This is a genomic window from Dehalococcoidia bacterium (assembly GCA_041653995.1).
In the GTDB taxonomy this organism is placed as follows: Bacteria; Chloroflexota; Dehalococcoidia; order GIF9; family UBA5629; genus CAIMUM01.
On the sequence record JBAZEK010000004.1, the window covers coordinates 215,194 to 232,861 of the forward strand.

A 17,668-nucleotide genomic window follows, 5' to 3' on the forward strand; every position below is an offset into this window, starting at 1 on the left:
AAAAACTATGCATATCACAGGCCGTGCCAGGAGCAGATCTCGCTCAGAGGCACCCTCTCAGTCCTGAATTTGTTCACCCTGGAGTCCGCATCGGGATAGCCGATTGCAATGGAAATCAGTATCTGCTTCGATTCCGGTATGTTCAGTTTCTGCCTAACCGTATCCGGGTAGCTGACACCGGCGGCCAGCATGATGGAGCCCAGGCCGTAATGTAGCGCAGCCAGACTGATGGTCTGCGCCAGCAGACCGACATTCATGATGGCCCAGTCGCTGATATCCCTTTCGGCATAGATATAGATGGCATTGGGCGCATCGAAGAAGCGGTACATGCTCACAAACCAGTTGAGTTGCTTCTCGACATCCTCCCTGGCTATGCCCATATGCTCGTACAGCCTGTACCCATTGCGGCTGCGCCGCTCCTTATACTTCCCCGTCCACTCGGGATAGGGTATATCCGCATTACGCGCATCCTGCGCGAAGGCCCGGTCGGCCAGCGCCTTCCTCAGATTATCCAGCACAGCACCACCCACCACGGCGAACTCCCAGGTCTGCGTGTTAGCCCAGGACGGTGCGCGCTGAGAAACGGTCAGCAACTCCTCCAGTATATGCCTGGGCACGGGATGGGACTTGAAAGCGCGCACGCTGTAACGACTATTTATAGCCTCAATGATCTCCATAGTACGCCCTCCTGGTTCAGCGGGTGTCCTAAAATATCAGGTGAATGTCCTCTAAGACATCTATATGCCGTTGTTGTGCATATGTTCTAACTTAAATCTGTTCTCTTTAAAGAGCTTCAAACAGGCGTCAACGACGTCGGGATCATAGAGGACTCCCCTGTTTTGAGTGATCTCTTCAAACGCTTTTTCAATGCCCAATGCAGCCCGGTACGGCCGGTGCGATGACATCGCCTCAACCACATCGGCCACAGCCAGTATTTTTGCTTCCAGCAAAATTTGGTCGCCCTTGAGCCCCCGGGGATATCCCGATCCGTTTATTCTCTCATGGTGCTGCCAGGCTATCTGATCCACGGGCCAGGGAAATTCCACGTTTTTCAAAATATCATAGCTTCCCTGCGCATGGATCTTGACCAGTTCCCACTCTATATCGCGCAGCTTGCCGGGCTTGCTCAGTATATCGGAGGGAATGTATATTTTACCTATATCGTGAATGAGCCCTGCTATGTGTAAATACCTGATGTGCGGTTCGGGAAGTCCTAATTCCCCGGCAATTGCCGCCGACAGATCGGCCACTCTCATTTGATGTCCTGAAGTGTAGGGATCCCTCATCTCAACGATTTTGGACATGGCGTTAATGGAACCCTTAAGTGCTCTATCCAGCGCCAGATAAGCGGCCTCCCGCTCATCCTCCGCCTTACGTTTGGTGATCAATGTCTGTTTCTTTTCCAGCGCGTTGATCACCGCCGGTCCCAGCCGCCGGATGTGTTCTTTAATAATATAATCCCATGCGCCGGCTTTCATGCTTTCGGCTGCCACGTCTTCGCTGACTGACCCGGTGACGATGATGAAGGGCGTTTCGGGTGAATGTTCCTGCAACAGTCTTAACGCGGACATCCCGTCAAAGCCGGGCATACTGTAATCACTCAGTATGAGATCCGGCTGGAACTTGCTGAGCGCCGCCAGGTATGCCTGACGACTGTCCACCACCTCGAACTGGCACGATTTCAGCACCTTGCGCACTTCCCTCTGGCACAGTTCAGCGTCAGACGGAGCGTCTTCCGCTATCAGTATCTTGATCGTTTCACTCATGGCAATGGCATCTCAGCAAGTCTATGTTTATTTTCAAAAACTCACCTGGGTGGCTGATTGATCAACAGCCAGTACAGGCCCAGGCTGCCGATTGCTTCCGTGAAGGCCTCGAAGTCCACCGGCTTCACCACGTAGCTGTTGGCGCCCAGCTCATATGCGGCCTTGACGTCCGGGTCCTCGCGCGAAGAGGTAACCACCACTACCGGGACCGATTTGGTGCGGGCATCCTGTTTGATTGCCCGCAATACCTCCAGCCCGCTGACCAGCGGCAGCTTCAAGTCCAAAAATATTACCTTGGGTGGATGATTGATATCCCGCTTGTTGAATTTGCCCCGGCAGAAGATAAAATCAAGCGCCTCCGCTCCGTCTTCGACCACGGAGATGTTATTGGCCAGCTTGTGCTTCTTGAGCGACCTTATAGTGAGCTCCGCATCCTGCTGGTTGTCCTCGACCAATAAAACATCTATAGCATGCATGTCGCCCATCATATCACTCCATGGTCAGGAAGTGTAAAATAAAAAGTCGCGCCTTTGCCCGTTTCACCTTCAGCCCGGACGCGGCCGCCGTGGCGATGGATCACCCGCTGGACCAGGGCCAGGCCCACGCCGTTTCCTTCAAAATCCTTGACGCTGTGCAACCGCTGGAACACGCCGAACAGCTTATCGACATATTGCATGTCGAAGCCCACGCCGTTATCCTGTACCGAGTAGATAGTCTCTTTCTCAGATTTTTCCCCCCGCACCCTGATTACAGCACGTTTTTTCTTCTGGGAGAACTTGACGGAGTTGGAGAGCAGATTTACCCACACCTGTCTCAGTAACGCCGGATCACCCACCGCAGGCGGCAATGGATCCACCTGAAAATCGATGCGTTTGCGGCTCTGCGCGGTGGTCAACTCCTGGAAAACCGCTTTCACCATCTCTTCCATATCTATGTTAGATGGATTAAGCGCAGACCTGCCCAAGCGTGAAAACGTTAGAAGATCATCGATCAGGTCGCTCATCTTATGCGCACCCTCTGATATAACCGAGCAGATCCTTTTACCTTCGTCATCCAGCAGCGGTTGGTAATCCTCCAGCAGAATGCGCGTGTAACCGTCGATGGCCCGCAAAGGGGCGCGCAGGTCATGCGAGACCGAATAGGAGAAGGCCTCCAGTTCGCGATTGGCCGCTTCAAGCTGGGCCGTACGTTCATGGATGCGCTGCTCCAGTTCATCGATCGACACGGTTGTCATCTTTAACTCCGCGGCCATACGGTCGAACGCCCGGGACAACTCTCCGATCTCATCCTTGTCCTCGGTACCAACCTTGCGGTCAAGATGCCCGTGTCGGCCTATCTCAGCAGCCCCGGCCACCAGCCGGGCAAGCGGCTGGGTGATGGTGCGGGCCAGAAAGAAACCGGCCGCCAGGACTATCAGCGCGAGTATTGAGACGATGGAGAGCATTGTCATTGCCATGGAATTAATCGGGGCGTAAGCTTCAGACTGGTCCACCTCGGTGATCAGGCACATGTTGTATTCAGGCAACCATTTGTAAGCGCCGATTACAGGGACATTGCGGTAATCATTATAGAAAGCGACCCCGTCGTTACCCGAAAGGCCGGCCTGCACTCCCTCGGTCCGAACGGTTTTCTTCAGGGCATAGCCTTCTCCGGAATATGGCTCGGTAACGAAGAAATTGGATTTATTTACCAGGTAGGTTTTTTCACTCTGGCTGAGGCCGCTCTGCGCGGACATGATAGTGGAGAGGTCCCGAAGGTCGAGACGACCGGCCAGCACTGCCACCAGTATCTCTCTCCTGTCATTGATCGGGGTGCTGACCATCATCGTAGTCTGCTGTAAGGAAATGGAGTAAAAGACTCCCTGCGTATAGGTATGCGTTTTTCCTTCCGCAAAGAAACGCTGGTTGGCATAATATTTGCCTTCCTGCATTTCGTCGCTGGAGGCCAGGATAATACCTTTATCAGGGCTGATCACCGACACTTCGGTAAAACCGCCCCTGGGCTTGATGCGCGGTTTGAGATGGTCCTCCTCCAGGGCCAGACGAGACAGATCATAGACGGGATTAGCAGGGTCGAAGTCCACCATGGTTGCGGAGTATTGTATCAATAACGGGCGTTGCGCCAGTTCCTCCATTCTCTGCTGATAGGCTTCGATCCACCTGGTCAACTCGCTGCTCTTCATCAGGTTGGTGGATACCAGGTGATTGATTTCAACCTGCTCGATGGACTGCCGCCCGGTGTAGTAGGCCAGGAAACCCACAACTACCACCGGCACGACCGCCAGCAGCACGAACAGCAGGGATATCCTCGACCTTACGTTCACTTGCCTTCACTTCCGTAGATCTCATCCAGGAATTGCATGGTATAGGCCAGGTTTACATCAAACGGCTTGGCCAGCAGTTCGTAATCCAGAAGGATCTGATACATAGCCTGCCAGTCATCCGGCTTCATCCAGCCGATATAATCGTCCCCGGTATGCACCAGCGGCAGCTGGGCTTCCAATATCGCCGCCTGTAGCTGCGGGTCCTTGTCCTTGTTATATTTCAGGACGGCAGGTATGGCCTGCTCGTAGTCCTCAACGACGTCCTGCCAGCCCCTGAGTGTAGCGCGCAGGAAGCGGGCCACCAGACCGGGATTCTCTTTGATCAGGCTCTCTCGGGTTACCACCAGGTCCGAGTAGAAGTAAACGCCGTAGTCGCTTGGCCAGATAAGGTTGAGCATTAATCCCTTCTGTCTCATCTCGATCAGGCTTGTATTCGAATAACAGGAGGTGATATCCGCCTCATGGCCGTAAAACATCGTAAAGACCGGATCCCAGGCTATCAGTTTTGTTTTGGAGATATCCAGGCCCAGCCTTTTCATCATAATATAATATTGTACCTGGAGGTCCTGCTGTGATCCGCTGGCATCCAGCGTGGCCACCGTCTTCCCCAGAAAGTCCCGCGGTCGCAGTATACCCGAATCGAATAAAGCAACATAGACAATCGGACTCTGCCTGTATATAGCGGCAATGGCGGTTACCGGTTGATCCTGACTGCGCGCTACCAGGACGGATTCAGGGGCAATCACACCGAAATCCGCCTTGTCGTAAACTATTCGCTGCACGATGGCCAGATCTTTCTCACCCTCGAGAAAGGTAACATTGATGTTTTCCTGCGCATAATATCCTTTCTCCTGGGCCAGGTAGAAGCCGGCGAACTGCGCCTGGTGCCTCCCTTTCAGTTGCAGGATCACTTCATCCGGCGGCTGCTCGGGCTTGAACTGGCACTGGCAGTTCAGAAGCAGGACGGCCGGCAACACGATAAGTGATAATACAGGTAATAACCTTTTATATATATGTCTTCCCAAAGTTTTTAAACGGTATTTACTTTCCATAGCCGGATGCCTCCGGGGATCAGCAATCAAACCATGTTAGCAAACAGCCGGATCGGAAAATCCTCGGCTCTCTTGTTTTGACCGGCAAATACAGTTTTATATCGCTGATCAGCCAACTGATTCATTCTATGTTTAACAATAGGTTGTGTCAAAATGCGAAGCAAAGCAGGCCTGATCAGTGTGAGAAATATGAAAGCCCTTCCGGCTTTTGACGAACCGGCCTGCTTGCCTTACTCTATTATGGCTATGAACGGGAGCGACATCGTCGGCCGCACGCTGCGCGGTTGGACCGCGGGCAAAAGCGCAAAGGTAGCCATGATCGAGGTCTTCCGCAGGATACGCGATATCCCCTACGGAGTGCTGCCCGAGCTGAACAGCCCCATCGATTACTGGCGCATACTGGAAACCAACATCGGCTCATGCACGCCCAAGCACCTGCTGATGTGCGATATGTACAGCAGGATGGGACTGAACGTGCTCTATGCCGTTTTCCCCTATCGCTGGGCGGAGTTCGAGGAGCTCTACCCGCCCGACCTCTGGAAGCTGGCGCAGCAGATGGACCCCGTCAACCACCTGGCCTGCAGAGTTGAGATAAACGGCAGATACGTCCTGGTGGACGCAACGGTGGACCCTCCGCTGGGCGCGATCGGATTACCCTTCACCGCAAGCTGGGACGGTATATCGGACACAGCCCTGCCCGTGCTGCCGGTAGGAGAAGAGGATCTCTATCATCCTTCGGAGGCCGACCTTATGCCGCCGCCCGACCTGAACGATAACGCCCTCGCATTCTATGCCGGTCTAAATACGTATTTTCAGAGGATACGCGATGGGCAAACCTGATACCCGCCTGGTGCTGCGCAATGCCGGCGCTATTACGCTGGATCCGCGCCGTCCGCCAGCCAGGACAATCTATATTGAGGGCAAGCGCATATCCGGGGTGAGCGGCAAAGATATCGACCCTTCCCTGGCAGGGGCCGCCCGGGTTATCGATTGCCGGGGCAGTACCGTCATACCCGCCTTCCACGATGCGCACTGCCATGTGACGGCCTACGCCGAGAGCCTGCTCAACATCGACCTCAGCCCCGCCTCAGTCAAATCCGTGGAAGATATCCTGAATAAGATCAAAACCGTGGCCTCAAACCTGCCCCCGGGCCGTTGGATCAGGTGCACGGGGTACAATGAATTCTACCTGGCGGAGAAAAGGCACCCCACACTGCATGACCTCGACCGTGCCACGATGGATCACCCGGTTAAACTGGCGCACCGCAGCGGGCATGCACACGTGCTAAACAGCGCAGGCCTGAGGCTGGCGGGCATAACGGGACAGAGTGAGGAGCCGCCGGGCGGCATGATCGAACGCGACCTGGAGACCGGGGACCCCAACGGCCTGCTCTTCGGCATGGGCTCCTACCTGGCCGGCGTGATTCCCCCGGTCGGATCAGCCGAGCTTGAAGCAGCGGTTGCCCGCGCAGGTGAAACGTTGCTTAGCCTGGGTATTACCACGGTGCAGGATGCGTCGCAGGGCAATGGGCCCGATCGCTGGAACATATACCTTGACTGGAAAAGGCGGGGGATCTTCCCGCTCCGCACCATTCTGATGTGCGGGATGGATGAGTCAGGCCGTCTGCCTGCCGGGCTGCCGCAGCACGAATACGATGCCGGGCTGTTCAGCGGCGCAATCAAGATCATGCTGGACGAGGTCAGAGGCAGTCTCAACCCTTCGCAGGAAGAGCTAAACCGTCTGGTACTCGAGATACAGCGGAGCGGACGGCAAGCGGCTATACACGCTGTTGAAGAGACGACGGTGGACGCGGCTATAATAGCACTGGAATATGCCGCGAAAAGATTCACTCGTAAAGACAGCCGTCACCGCCTGGAGCACTGCTCGATATGCACGCCTGCAGCCGCCCGGAGACTACTAAAACTGGGCGCGGTGGTGGCCACCAACCCGGCCTTCATCTACTATAGCGGCGAGCGCTACCTGGCCACAGTGCCGCAGATGCAGATGACCTATTTGTATGCCGTAAAGGATTTATTAAAGGCGGGCCTGAGGGTCGCGGCGGGGTCCGATGCGCCCGTGGCCGGGCCTGACCCGCTCAAGGGCATCTATGCCGCCGTGACCCGCCGCGCCGAAAACGGAAGACAGGTTGCTCCGTCTCAGGCCATAACTGTGCTTGAGGCCCTGGAATTGTATACATCCGGAGCTGCCTTCTCCTGCTTCCTGGAAAGTGAGCTGGGCAGCATCTCAAAGGGTAAACTTGCCGATTTGGTGATGTTCAGCGGCGACCCGCTGAATGCAGATCCCGAGGAGCTGAGTAACATCAGTGTTGAGATGACCCTGATGGACGGTAAAATAGTCTATAGCAAGGGCGCCTAACCGATAATTCCCTGTGCAACCAGCGCGTTGAAACGTTCCTCATCCATACCCAGCAGATTCAGGAAGACACGGCGATTGTCAGCTCCCAGCAGCGGTGCGGCGGACCTGAAACGCGCAGGTGTGGCGCTCAACCTGATGGGATTCCCATCGGCGCGGATTACGCCCAGCCGGGGATGCTGCAGCTCGATGAAGAAACCGCGCTCGCAAAGCTGGGGGTCCGCAGCCAGGTCGGAGGCATCGCTGACGGCCGCGGCGGGAACGCCGGATTCCTGCAATATCCGCATCACTTCGCGTTTGGTCTGAGTGCGGGTCCACTCGCCAATCAACCGGTCCAGTTCCCCGGAATTCTCACGACGTCCGCTCAGATCAGCAAATTTGCTCTGGCGTGTCCAGGCAGGATCGCCGACGGCGCGGCACAGCGAGCGCCACTCTTCTTCGTCATGCACCGCTATCGCGCACCAGCTATCATCGCCCTTGCATAAATAGCATCCATACGGCGCTGCCGGCTGACGCGCCGGGTGGTTCCCCTGCGGCCCGGCGGCGTTGCCGCCCAGTGAAAGATGTATCAACTCAGGAGCGAGCGTGCTGCAGGCGGCCTCCAGTTCGGATATCTCGATGTGCTCGCCACAGCCGGTTGCGTCCCTGCGGCGCAGGGCGGAGAGGGCCGCCAGGGCGGCATATAAGCCGGAGATATGGTCGGCCAGGGCGAATCCTATGCCGCAGGGCCTGCCCTCCCGGTACGAAGTCAGGCCTGTCAGGCCGGAGAGGGCCTGCACCGTCGAGCCCAGCGCGGCGTAGTTCTCCCAGAGCCCTCCGCGGCCGAACCCTGAGAGGCTGACCATTACGAGTTTGGGATTGGCCTCCCGCAGGCGCGTGTAATCGAGGCCCCAGTTGCGCATCACACGCGGCGTGAAGTTCTCCATGACGACATCGCATTTCCCGGCCAGTTCGATCACGATATTGCGCGCCTCCGGTCTGGACAGGTTGAGCGTAATGCCAAGCTTGTTACGGTTCCAGGCGGCGAAGTACCCGGTCTGGTTATCCTCGGCGCCGGTCGCGGTCTGTTGCGACTGAACTTTTATCACTTCCGCGCCGAAGTCGGCCAGCAGGCGAGTGGCATAGGGCCCGGCCAGCATCCAGGTGAAATCCAGCACACGTATACCCTGCAGGGGCATACCTTCAGGTGCGCCCGCATTTTCTGGCGGGTTTAAAAACCCGCCCCTACATATATCTTTATCACCCTGCAGGGACGTACCTTCGGGTGCGCCCGTTGCGGGCGGATTTGAAAACCCGCCCCTACACAATTCAGCGATGACTGGCCGCGGCGCCTCAAACTCGCGCTTTACCAGTGGATGACTTGCCGGCATGAAAAAGTGCCTGGACCTCAGTTGAGCGTTCTGCGCCACATCCGCGATCGAACCGACCGGCGCCCAGGGGAAGCGCATATCCTGTCCCAGCCTGAAAAGCTCATCTCTGCCATGCTGGCAGGTCCAGAAGGTCAGCACCTCCTGGATATCATCCATATGCTGCCGGCGATAGCCCTCATCTTTCCAGGCGGGCTGCCCCAGTTCTGCAGCCATATCGCGATTTCCCAGCAATTCCACCAGCGTATCCCATTCACGATTGAAGGTCAGCAGAATGTAGCCGTCCCGGCAGGGGAAGAGATCGGCCGCCCCGTTCCACTGCAGACTACCCAGTCGGCGGGCGACAACGTTATCATGGAAATACTGCACCATGACGTGCTCGAGGGCGGCGGCAGCGGCCTCCTGCAGCGAGATGTCGATGTGCTGGCCTTCGCCTGCCAGTTCCCGCCGGCGCAGGGCCAACAGAATTCCGCAGGCGGCGAAGAGCGAGGCCAGGCGATAGGGCTGTTCGCCGTAGGGCTGCAGCGGCTGCCTGCCGGGCAGACCGCAGACGTACATCTGTCCTCCCGCCGCGGAGGCCGCCAGCCCGCACGACTTATAGCCGCTGTAAGGACCAGTCAGGCCGAACCCGCTGATCGAGGCCACGATCAGCGCCGGATTGACCCGTCTCAATGCCTCATAATCCAGGCCGGCCTCAGCAAGGCGGCCCGGCGCGCAGGACTCGACCACAATATCGCAGGATTGTACGAGTTGTTGGATACGCTCCCGGTCCGATGGGATGTTTATATCAACGGTTATGCCGGGCTTGCCGTCATTTTCGTACCAGAAAGAAAGGCTGCGGTCGGGACCGGGCTGATCGGACAGGAAAGGCCCTACCCTGCGCGCGACGCTGCCTCCCGGCGGCTCCGCCAGAACTACCTCAGCGCCCAGGTCGCACAGCAGCCTGCCGCAGAATCCCGTCCAGCGCCCGGAAAGCTCGAGGACGCGTATCCCCGACAGCGGTTGCCTATACAGAAGCCTATCAGACATGACGCCCTAATTATGTCATTGTACGTTGACCGCGGCAATCCGTACGTTAAAATATGCCCTTCGTCGCTATGTTTATCTGATTGAACAAAGCGGAGACGGCTAAATATCATACAGAATTATATATATCCATAGTGTTTATATCGATATTGACATTTCTTATATTGAGTGATATCATGCTGTCAGTTTCGATCACACACGGCTCTCGGATACGGTCAAACACTATACAGTTGGGAGGCAAAGGAATTGAACTTTAAGCAGAACCGCGTCTGTAAGTTACTGAAGATCAAATATCCCATTATCCAGGCGCCCATGCTCTGGATCACGGGCGCCAGGCTGGTTGCCGCGGTATCCAACGCCGGCGGCCTGGGTGTCATCGGGCCCAACGCCGGGTCAACGACGATGACCAAGGATGTGACGGAAACCGGTGAAAGGCTGCGGCGCGAGATTCAGAGGGTAAGGGCTTTAACCGGCAAACCTTTTGCCGTGAATATCGTTCTGCCACCCACAATGTTCCCCGATCTGGGCAAGGAGTTCACCGACCGCACGATCCAGGTAGCCGTTGAAGAGAAGGTGTCTGCGGTTGTCATAACAGGTGAGAATATGGAGCCCTACATCGATCCGTTTAAACGGGCGGGCATCACCGTGCTGTGCAGGGGACTATCCATCAACGTAGAAATAGCCAGAAGGGCGGAGGCCGCGGGTATCGACTGTATGATTGCCGTCGGATTTGAGGGAGGCGGACACAGCGGCATGGATCAGCTGACGACCTTTGTACTTGTACCGCAGATAGTCCGGGCGCTGAAGATACCGGTGGTCGCGGGAGGAGGGATAGCCGACGGCCGCGGCATGGTGGCCGCGTTTGCACTGGGAGCCGAGGGCATATATATGGGTACACGCTTCATGGCCACGACGGAGTGCGACACTCACCCCAACGTAAAAAAGGCGATTGTTGAGGCCATCGATACCGGCACCGTTGCCAGCGCCGGCGTGATGGGAATGGCCAGGGGTATCCGCAATAACCTGACCGACAAATGCCAGAAAGTGGCAGCCGGCGGCGGCTCAGTGGTGGACGTAAGCATGCTTTACAGGGGCACTATCATCCCCGGCTTGCTGGAAGGAGATGTGAAAGATGGTAGCGTCGGCTGCGGCGCCGTGGCCGGTATGATCACCGAGATTAAAGACGCTGCCGATGTTGTTAAAGATACGGTTAAGGAGGCGGAACTCATACTATCCGAGCTGAAGAAAAATATGTAATCACCCGGCAGGTGATACAGATATTAATCCATCGAGAATATTTTTCCTGTTGAAGTAGCCGCCACAGGCGAATTTTAAATATCAGGAGGAGGCTGAAAAAATGAATTGCGGGTGCGAATATGAGTAGTGTGCAACTTTCGATCGATGGGAAAGGCATTAAGGTTCGCGATGGTATTACCATTTTGGAGGCGGCTACGGCACACGGCATAACGATACCTACGCTTTGCCATATTAAAGGTTTAATCCCCACCGGTGTGTGCCGCGTCTGCGTGGTGGAGGTGGAGGGCTCAAGAACATTGATGGGCGCCTGCCATACCCCTGTATCCAATGGCATGGTGGTGCACACCCAAACGCCCAGGGTCATAGCGGCCCGCAGGGTGATAGTGGAGCTGCTGCTCACCGCCCATACCGGCGACTGCGTGAACGATACCAATGCGGAGAATTGCGCCCTGCATAATCTGGCCTCCGATTACCAGGTGGGCGCCCCGCGTTTCAACGTGAGAGCTCCCCGTTTTTATCCGGCCGAGGAGACAAACCCCTATGTCGTGCGCAACCTTTCCAAGTGCATACTCTGCCGCAAATGCGTCCGGGCCTGCGCCGATATCGCCCACAAAAACATACTCAGTATCGGATACCGCGGCTTCAGGTCGAAGGTCGTCACAGGATTCGATGAGGCCTTAAACACAGAAGCCTGCCGGGACTGCGGCATCTGCATCGAGCATTGCCCCACGGGAGCGCTGAGTGCCGCGCCCGGTTTTAAAGCATTGAAGGGAGGTGCAGTACGATGAGCGCTGCCGCAAAAGGGACACAATCCTCTTCCGCCAACCGCGCGGAGCTCCTGCCCGCGCTGAAACAGGAGCTCGTTAATAACAGTAGTCTGTCTAAAACCGTATTATCCTCCCTGGCCGATAAAACAGGGATCCCCCTCAATGAGATCTACGGCGTATCCACCTTCTACTCATACCTGCCAGTCGCCGCAGTGGGTAAAAACATCATCCGCGTGTGCGGTTGCCTCCCCTGCGATTTGAAAGATGCACAGGGTGTGATAAGGAGCATTAAAAAGGAGCTGGGGATCGAGCCGGGGCAGACCACGGCCGATGCCAGGTTCTCCCTGGAGCAGGCGGGCTGTATCGGCGCCTGCGACCAGGCCCCCGCCATGATGATCAACGATACGCTTTACGGGAACCTGACCCCGGCGAGGATAACAGAGATATTGAGGTCCTTTCAATAGAGGCACTTCGGCTGATTGAATCCAAGGAGGTTATAAGTGGCGGAAAAACGCATTGTGCTGGGTAACTGCGGAATCGTGGATCCGCAGGACATCGAATCTTATCTCAAGGCGGGAGGCTTCAAAGCTTACGAGAAAGCATGCAAAATGAAGCCCCGGGGAATAGTTGAGGAGATCAAGAAATCGGGGCTAACGGGACGCGGTGGAGCGGGTTTTCCCTGCGGCCTCAAATGGGAGCTGGCACGCAATACCAAGGCAAAAATGAAATATCTCATCTGCAACGCCGATGAGGGTGAGGTCGGCCAATTCAAGGACAAATACTTATTATCCAAAGATCCTTTCACGCTTATCGAGGGTATGCTCATAGCAGGCCTGGCCATCGGCGCGCAGCAGGCGTATATCTACCTCAGGGCCGAATATCATTCTATTTTTAACCTGCTGGCTGAGGCGATAAAACAGGCCAAAGAGAAAGGCTTTTTGAAGGACACGGATATACGGGTGTTCGAGGGCGCGGGCGCATACGTCTGCGGTGAGGAATCTGCACTCATGAACTCCATCGAAGGCCGCAGGGGTGAATCGCGCTATAAACCACCCTATCCCCCCACCTGCGGGCTGTGGGATCGTCCGACCATTATTAATAATGTAGAGACGCTGATGAATGTACCCCATATCATCAACAACGGCGCCGTCTGGTTCAGCGCCATGGGGACCAAAAGGAGCAAAGGCACCAAGGTGTTCTGCGTGAGCGGCGATGTCGCCAGGCCCGGCGTCTACGAGCTTGAGATGGGCAGCACGCTGAAGGAGCTGGTGGTCGACCTGGCCGGTGCGGCGGGCGTCAAAGCGGTGCAGGTCGGAGGTTCCGCCGGCGCTATCCTGCCTGTGCACATGATCGATACACCGTTGTCACACGAGACATGCCTGGGCTCGGGAGCGGTAGTCGTAATCAACACGGACCGGGATATCGTCGATATAGTCTATAACAACATGCATTTCCTCAACGAGGAGTCCTGCGGGAAGTGCACGCCCTGCCGCGAGGGCAGCGAGGTCATGCTGGAGATCCTGGGCAGGTTGATCCGGGGAGACGGCGAATCGGGAGATATCAGTAAACTGGAGGACCTTGCTCGGACAATGGCCCTGGCATCGATGTGCGGCCTGGGGCAGGCGGCGGCCGTGCCCGTGCTGGACTCGCTGAAATATTTCCGGGATGAGTATAGCGACCTGATCGACCAGTCCCTGTTCCTGCGAAGCTACCTAGGCAGCGAATTATCTAAATCGGAGGAGGCCGTGATATGACCAGACAGTCGGAAATCGAAAAAGAACGAATGCAGGAGATGTTCGACAACCTGGGGTCGGACAGGTATCCGCTCAAGGAATATAAATCCATAGGCAGGAAATTACCCCGTAAGCTGGACGGACCGCCCAAGGCTTCCGGTGAGGCTGCCTATACCATGGACATACAACTTCCAGGAATGCTGTATATGCGTTTCCTGACCTCTCCCCACGCGCATGCCAAAATACTCAAGATGGACACCGGCAAGGCGGAGAAGCTGTCGGGCGTAAGGTATATCCTGCGTTACGATGATCCCGAGATGCCGGAAGCGGCAAACATCGGCCAGATGGCGGGATTTTTCGGCACCGATAAGCCGCTTCCCGGGATTGCCCATTTTGAGGGAGAGTTGGTCGGCGCCGCCGTAGCGGCCGATACGGAGTCCATCGCGGAGGAGGCGCTCTCACTGATCGAGGTCGAGTGGGAGGAACGTCCTTTCAATCTCGATGTGGAGAAGGCAGCCGAAGCGGATGCGCCGCTGTCCTACCCGGAACGCTACGCAGACGCGAACCACTGGAACAAGGGTATCATCGATACACTGATAAAGGGTGATGTGAAGAAGGGATTTGCCGAAGCAGATAAGGTTGTGGAATTCAGGATCGTGCGCCGCCTTCATACCGGAATGGGCCCCGAGCGCCAGTGCGGAGTGTTCAAGTGGAACGGGGATTGCCCCGAGGTATGGCTTAAGCAACAGAGGGCGCATCTGCCCAAATATCAAATCTCCAGCTGGTATGGCGGTGTACCTATGGATAAAATTCAACTCCATATGCCCTATCAGGGGGGGAGTTTCGGAGGCTGGACCTGTGCCGAATCGTTAATGGGGCCGCACTATTGTGCCGGCCTGGTGGCAAAGAGAACAAGAAAGCCGGTGAAATATATCCTGAACCGCAGGGAGGATTTTAACGTCGGCTCTATGGACGCAGGGACCTATTTAATTAAGGTCGGCTTTAAAAATGACGGCACCATCACCGCCGTCGATGGCACCCTCTATAACCTTAACGCATACATGCCGATTTTTTTCCCGGCTCTTCATATAAATGAGAATACGCGGGTCCCAAATATAAATTCTCAAGTTAAATCTGTATGGGTCAATAAGCCTGAGACTGTTCCCACGCGCTGCGAACTGCTGCCGCCTTGTCTTTCCTTTACCATGATTATGGACCGCGTCGCGGCTGAACTTGATATGGATCCGATCGAGGTTGCACTTAAAAACGACGGCGCCGAACAACATGACATGGCCTGGCTTAACGAGGAGAAAAAACGGCGAGGTTTTGAAGCGCGAGACAGCCTCAAAGAATGCATCGAGAAAGGTAAAGCCGAGTTTAAATGGGATGAATCCTGGCACAAGGCCGGAACACGAAAGCTCCCCAACGGTAGGATGCACGGCGTTGGCTTCACCTGGACACAGGAGTGGGGTGACTCGCTTGGCAGCGGCGAAGTTGCCATACGCATAGAACGAAAAGACGGGACTGCCACCATACTATCCATGGGTTGCGACCAGGGTGTCAATGCAGAGGAATCCTACTGTCAGATCGTAGCGGATGAGCTCGGCTTCCGTCTCGAGGATGTGCATTATAACCAGCAGGTTGATCCGGGCTTTTACAGGATGACCCCCGGTTCTTCAACCAACATGTCCATTAACGGTTGGGCGGTGCGTCATGCGGCCAGGATTTTAAAGCAAAGGATACTGGAAGCGGTCACCAGCCCTACATCTGTAACCCAGCGAGGCAGCTTTGCACCGATGTTGCCCGATACTAAACCGGAAGACCTGGATATACAAAATAGCCTGATTATCCATAAATCCGATCCTTCCATACAAATACCCGTATCCGACGTCCCCAAACGCGGTAGCCTTGCCGGATCGATGTCCGAGGCCGAGGCCTTCGGCGTAAGGAACTCCTGGGTACAACCGCTGTTTGCCGATGCTTTTCATGTACAGCACGGCGGGGTCAATCCTAATAATCCCAGGCCCCACTTATGCCGCCAGGCCCATTTCATGGAGGTCGAGGTCGATACTGAAACAGGCGAGGTTTTCGTCACCCGCATCGTGAATGTCAACGACATAGGCAAGGCCATCAACCCAATGAGTTGCTGGGGTCAGCAGTACGGCGGCAGCATCATGGGCGTAAGCCGCGGCAAATTAGAGGAAATGATATATGATCCGGTAACCGGTGTGATGCTCAACGGGAACCTGCTCGACTACAAGATCGCCGGCATCAAGGATATCGGACCGATCGGCACCATATTGGTGGAGACCGGCATGGGCTACGGACCATATGGGCTCGTGGGCATAGGCGAGGATATCGCTACGGTTATGCCGGGATTGCTGGCGCCTGCTATCTACAACGCCATACGGGTCTGGATCGAAGACTTCCCGATTACACCTGACAAAGTACTGAATGCACTGGGGAAACTATAATCAGAGAATAAGCTTAGAAAGAGGAGGACGAGAACTTGAGTAAAGAAACCAGGACTTTCACCTGCCCCTACTGCGGGGATTCGCATGATACGCAGGACGGGCTGAAAAGCCATGTCTTCAAATCGCACAAGGGACGCGGCCTGCCCACAGCGGAAGGCCGCATCAAACTGATTATCAATAAGGCAGAGCACTCCTTCCTGGTGGAGCCCAACTGGACCCTCTACTACCTCATCCACGACGTGCTCGGCCTGACGGGCTCCAAGCAGTTCTGCGACCGCGGCGCCTGCAGCTCATGCACCATGATCGTGGACGGTAAACCCGTCCTCTCCTGCATGATGCTGGCCATCGAGTGCGACGGCAAGACCGTCGAGACCGTCGAGGGCATCGCCGCCGACGGCCATCCCCTGATCGAAGCATACGTGAACAACCACGCCATGCAGTGCGGCTACTGCACACCCGGCTTCGTGGTCGCCTCCAAGGCGCTGCTGGACCGCAACCAGGACCCGACCGAGGAGGAGGTTATGGCTGCTCTCTCGGGCAACCTCTGCCGCTGCGGCACCTATCCTCAGCATCCCATAGCCGTCAAAGAGGCCGCCGCAAAAATGAAGGCGGCGAAATAAGGGGGTTATCGTGAAGAATTTTAAACACTTCAACGCATACAGTGTGGACGAGGCCGTGGCCCTCATGGGCCGCTACGGTGAACGCGCCGCCGTCATCGCAGGCGGCACCGATATCCTGGGCAAGATGAAGGACTCCATCCTGCCCGCCTACCCGGAAGCCCTCATTAACATCAAGACCATACAGGGGCTGAGCGACATCAAGGAGTCGGGCGGCATGCTCAACATCGGCGCGCTGGCCCTGCTGGCCGATATCGCCGCCGATCCCGTCATCAAGTCCAAATACGCCGCGCTGGCGCAGGCCGCCGGCAGGACCGCCTCACCCCACCTGCGCAACATGGGCACCATCGGGGGCAACATCTGCCAGGACATCCGCTGCTGGTACTACCGCAATCAGAACAACAGGTTTTCCTGCCTGCGCAAAAAGGGCGGCAGGTGCTACGCCATCAAGGGCGACAACCGCTACCATTCCATCTTCGGCGGCAGCGTCTCCGGAGGCTGCTTCGCAGTCCATCCCAGCGACACCGCCCCCGCCCTGGTGGCCCTCGATGCCAAAATCGTGACCTCCAGCCGCACCATCGACGCCGAGAACTTCTTCGAGGTCAAGCCCGTCAAGACCACCGTGCTCAAGGCCGACGAGATCGTCACCGGCATACAGATTCCCGAGCCCGCCGCAGGATCATCCAGCGCGTTCCTCAAGTTCGCCCTGCGCAGGTCCATCGACTTCCCCATCGTCAACTGTGCGGTCATGATCACAACCAAGGACGGCAAGGTCTCAGCCGCCAGGATCTGCCTCAACGCCGTTCACGTCATACCCTACAGGGCGGTCCAGGCGGAGCAGGTGGTTATCGGCAAGAAAATAGATGAAGCGCTGGCTGAAGAAGCGGGCCAGGCCGCTGTATCCGCAGCCAA

At 56.4% G+C, this 17,668-nt stretch carries 15 protein-coding genes; 9 read left to right on the forward strand and 6 right to left on the reverse strand.

Annotated elements, in window-relative coordinates:
- Positions 1-14: 14 nt before the first annotated feature.
- From WC359_11725 to WC359_11745, 5 genes are read right to left on the reverse strand one after another with little or no spacing between them, the layout of a single operon-like run.
- Positions 15-677: a nitroreductase gene (locus tag WC359_11725; GenBank protein ID MFA5401105.1), complete on the reverse strand. Its 663-nt coding sequence runs from the start codon at positions 675-677 to the stop codon at positions 15-17.
- A gap of 60 nt (positions 678-737) precedes the next feature.
- Entirely contained in the window at positions 738-1,766 is a 1,029-nt protein-coding gene (locus WC359_11730) for an HD domain-containing phosphohydrolase (GenBank protein ID MFA5401106.1), read from the reverse strand.
- A gap of 41 nt (positions 1,767-1,807) precedes the next feature.
- Entirely contained in the window at positions 1,808-2,251 is a 444-nt protein-coding gene (locus WC359_11735) for a response regulator (GenBank protein ID MFA5401107.1), read from the reverse strand.
- The gene (locus WC359_11740; GenBank protein MFA5401108.1) at positions 2,251-4,089 is read right to left on the reverse strand and encodes an ATP-binding protein; all 1,839 of its coding nucleotides are present in this window, start codon (positions 4,087-4,089) and stop codon (positions 2,251-2,253) included. Before WC359_11740 ends, WC359_11735 begins: the two co-directional genes overlap by 1 nt.
- Positions 4,086-5,141, reverse strand: a complete 1,056-nt coding sequence (locus WC359_11745; protein MFA5401109.1) for an ABC transporter substrate-binding protein — start codon at positions 5,139-5,141, stop codon at positions 4,086-4,088. The genes WC359_11740 and WC359_11745 overlap by 4 nt, the downstream gene beginning before the upstream one ends.
- 153 nt (positions 5,142-5,294) lie before the next feature.
- Between WC359_11745 and WC359_11750 the strand changes: the two genes are divergently transcribed.
- Together WC359_11750 and WC359_11755 are read left to right on the forward strand one after the other, a co-directional pair.
- Complete coding sequence (locus WC359_11750; GenBank protein ID MFA5401110.1) at positions 5,295-5,981, forward strand: hypothetical protein; 687 nt, start codon at positions 5,295-5,297, stop codon at positions 5,979-5,981.
- Positions 5,968-7,518: an amidohydrolase gene (locus WC359_11755; GenBank protein ID MFA5401111.1), complete on the forward strand. Its 1,551-nt coding sequence runs from the start codon at positions 5,968-5,970 to the stop codon at positions 7,516-7,518. Before WC359_11750 ends, WC359_11755 begins: the two co-directional genes overlap by 14 nt.
- Here WC359_11755 and WC359_11760 read toward each other — a convergent pair.
- Positions 7,515-9,911, reverse strand: a complete 2,397-nt coding sequence (locus WC359_11760) for a CoA transferase (protein MFA5401112.1) — start codon at positions 9,909-9,911, stop codon at positions 7,515-7,517. The two genes, WC359_11755 and WC359_11760, sit on opposite strands and share 4 nt — an antisense overlap.
- A 243-nt stretch (positions 9,912-10,154) precedes the next feature.
- On the opposite strand from WC359_11760, the gene WC359_11765 reads away from it, so the two are divergent.
- The 7 genes from WC359_11765 to WC359_11795 form a co-directional block, all read left to right on the forward strand.
- Positions 10,155-11,165, forward strand: a complete 1,011-nt coding sequence (locus WC359_11765) for a nitronate monooxygenase (protein MFA5401113.1) — start codon at positions 10,155-10,157, stop codon at positions 11,163-11,165.
- A gap of 119 nt (positions 11,166-11,284) precedes the next feature.
- Positions 11,285-11,953 carry a 2Fe-2S iron-sulfur cluster-binding protein gene (locus WC359_11770; protein ID MFA5401114.1) on the forward strand — a complete coding sequence of 223 codons (669 nt, stop codon included), beginning with the start codon at positions 11,285-11,287 and terminating at the stop codon, positions 11,951-11,953.
- Positions 11,950-12,396: an NAD(P)H-dependent oxidoreductase subunit E gene (locus WC359_11775; GenBank protein MFA5401115.1), complete on the forward strand. Its 447-nt coding sequence runs from the start codon at positions 11,950-11,952 to the stop codon at positions 12,394-12,396. Before WC359_11770 ends, WC359_11775 begins: the two co-directional genes overlap by 4 nt.
- A gap of 36 nt (positions 12,397-12,432) precedes the next feature.
- Positions 12,433-13,686, forward strand: coding sequence for an NADH-ubiquinone oxidoreductase-F iron-sulfur binding region domain-containing protein (locus tag WC359_11780; GenBank protein ID MFA5401116.1), 1,254 nt, complete (start codon positions 12,433-12,435; stop codon positions 13,684-13,686).
- Positions 13,683-16,139, forward strand: coding sequence for a xanthine dehydrogenase family protein molybdopterin-binding subunit (locus tag WC359_11785; GenBank protein ID MFA5401117.1), 2,457 nt, complete (start codon positions 13,683-13,685; stop codon positions 16,137-16,139). The genes WC359_11780 and WC359_11785 overlap by 4 nt, the downstream gene beginning before the upstream one ends.
- A gap of 35 nt (positions 16,140-16,174) precedes the next feature.
- Positions 16,175-16,759: a (2Fe-2S)-binding protein gene (locus WC359_11790; protein MFA5401118.1), complete on the forward strand. Its 585-nt coding sequence runs from the start codon at positions 16,175-16,177 to the stop codon at positions 16,757-16,759.
- 10 nt (positions 16,760-16,769) lie between these two features.
- Positions 16,770-17,668: FAD binding domain-containing protein (locus WC359_11795; GenBank protein MFA5401119.1), on the forward strand; the 899-nt coding region annotated here is incomplete at its 3' end.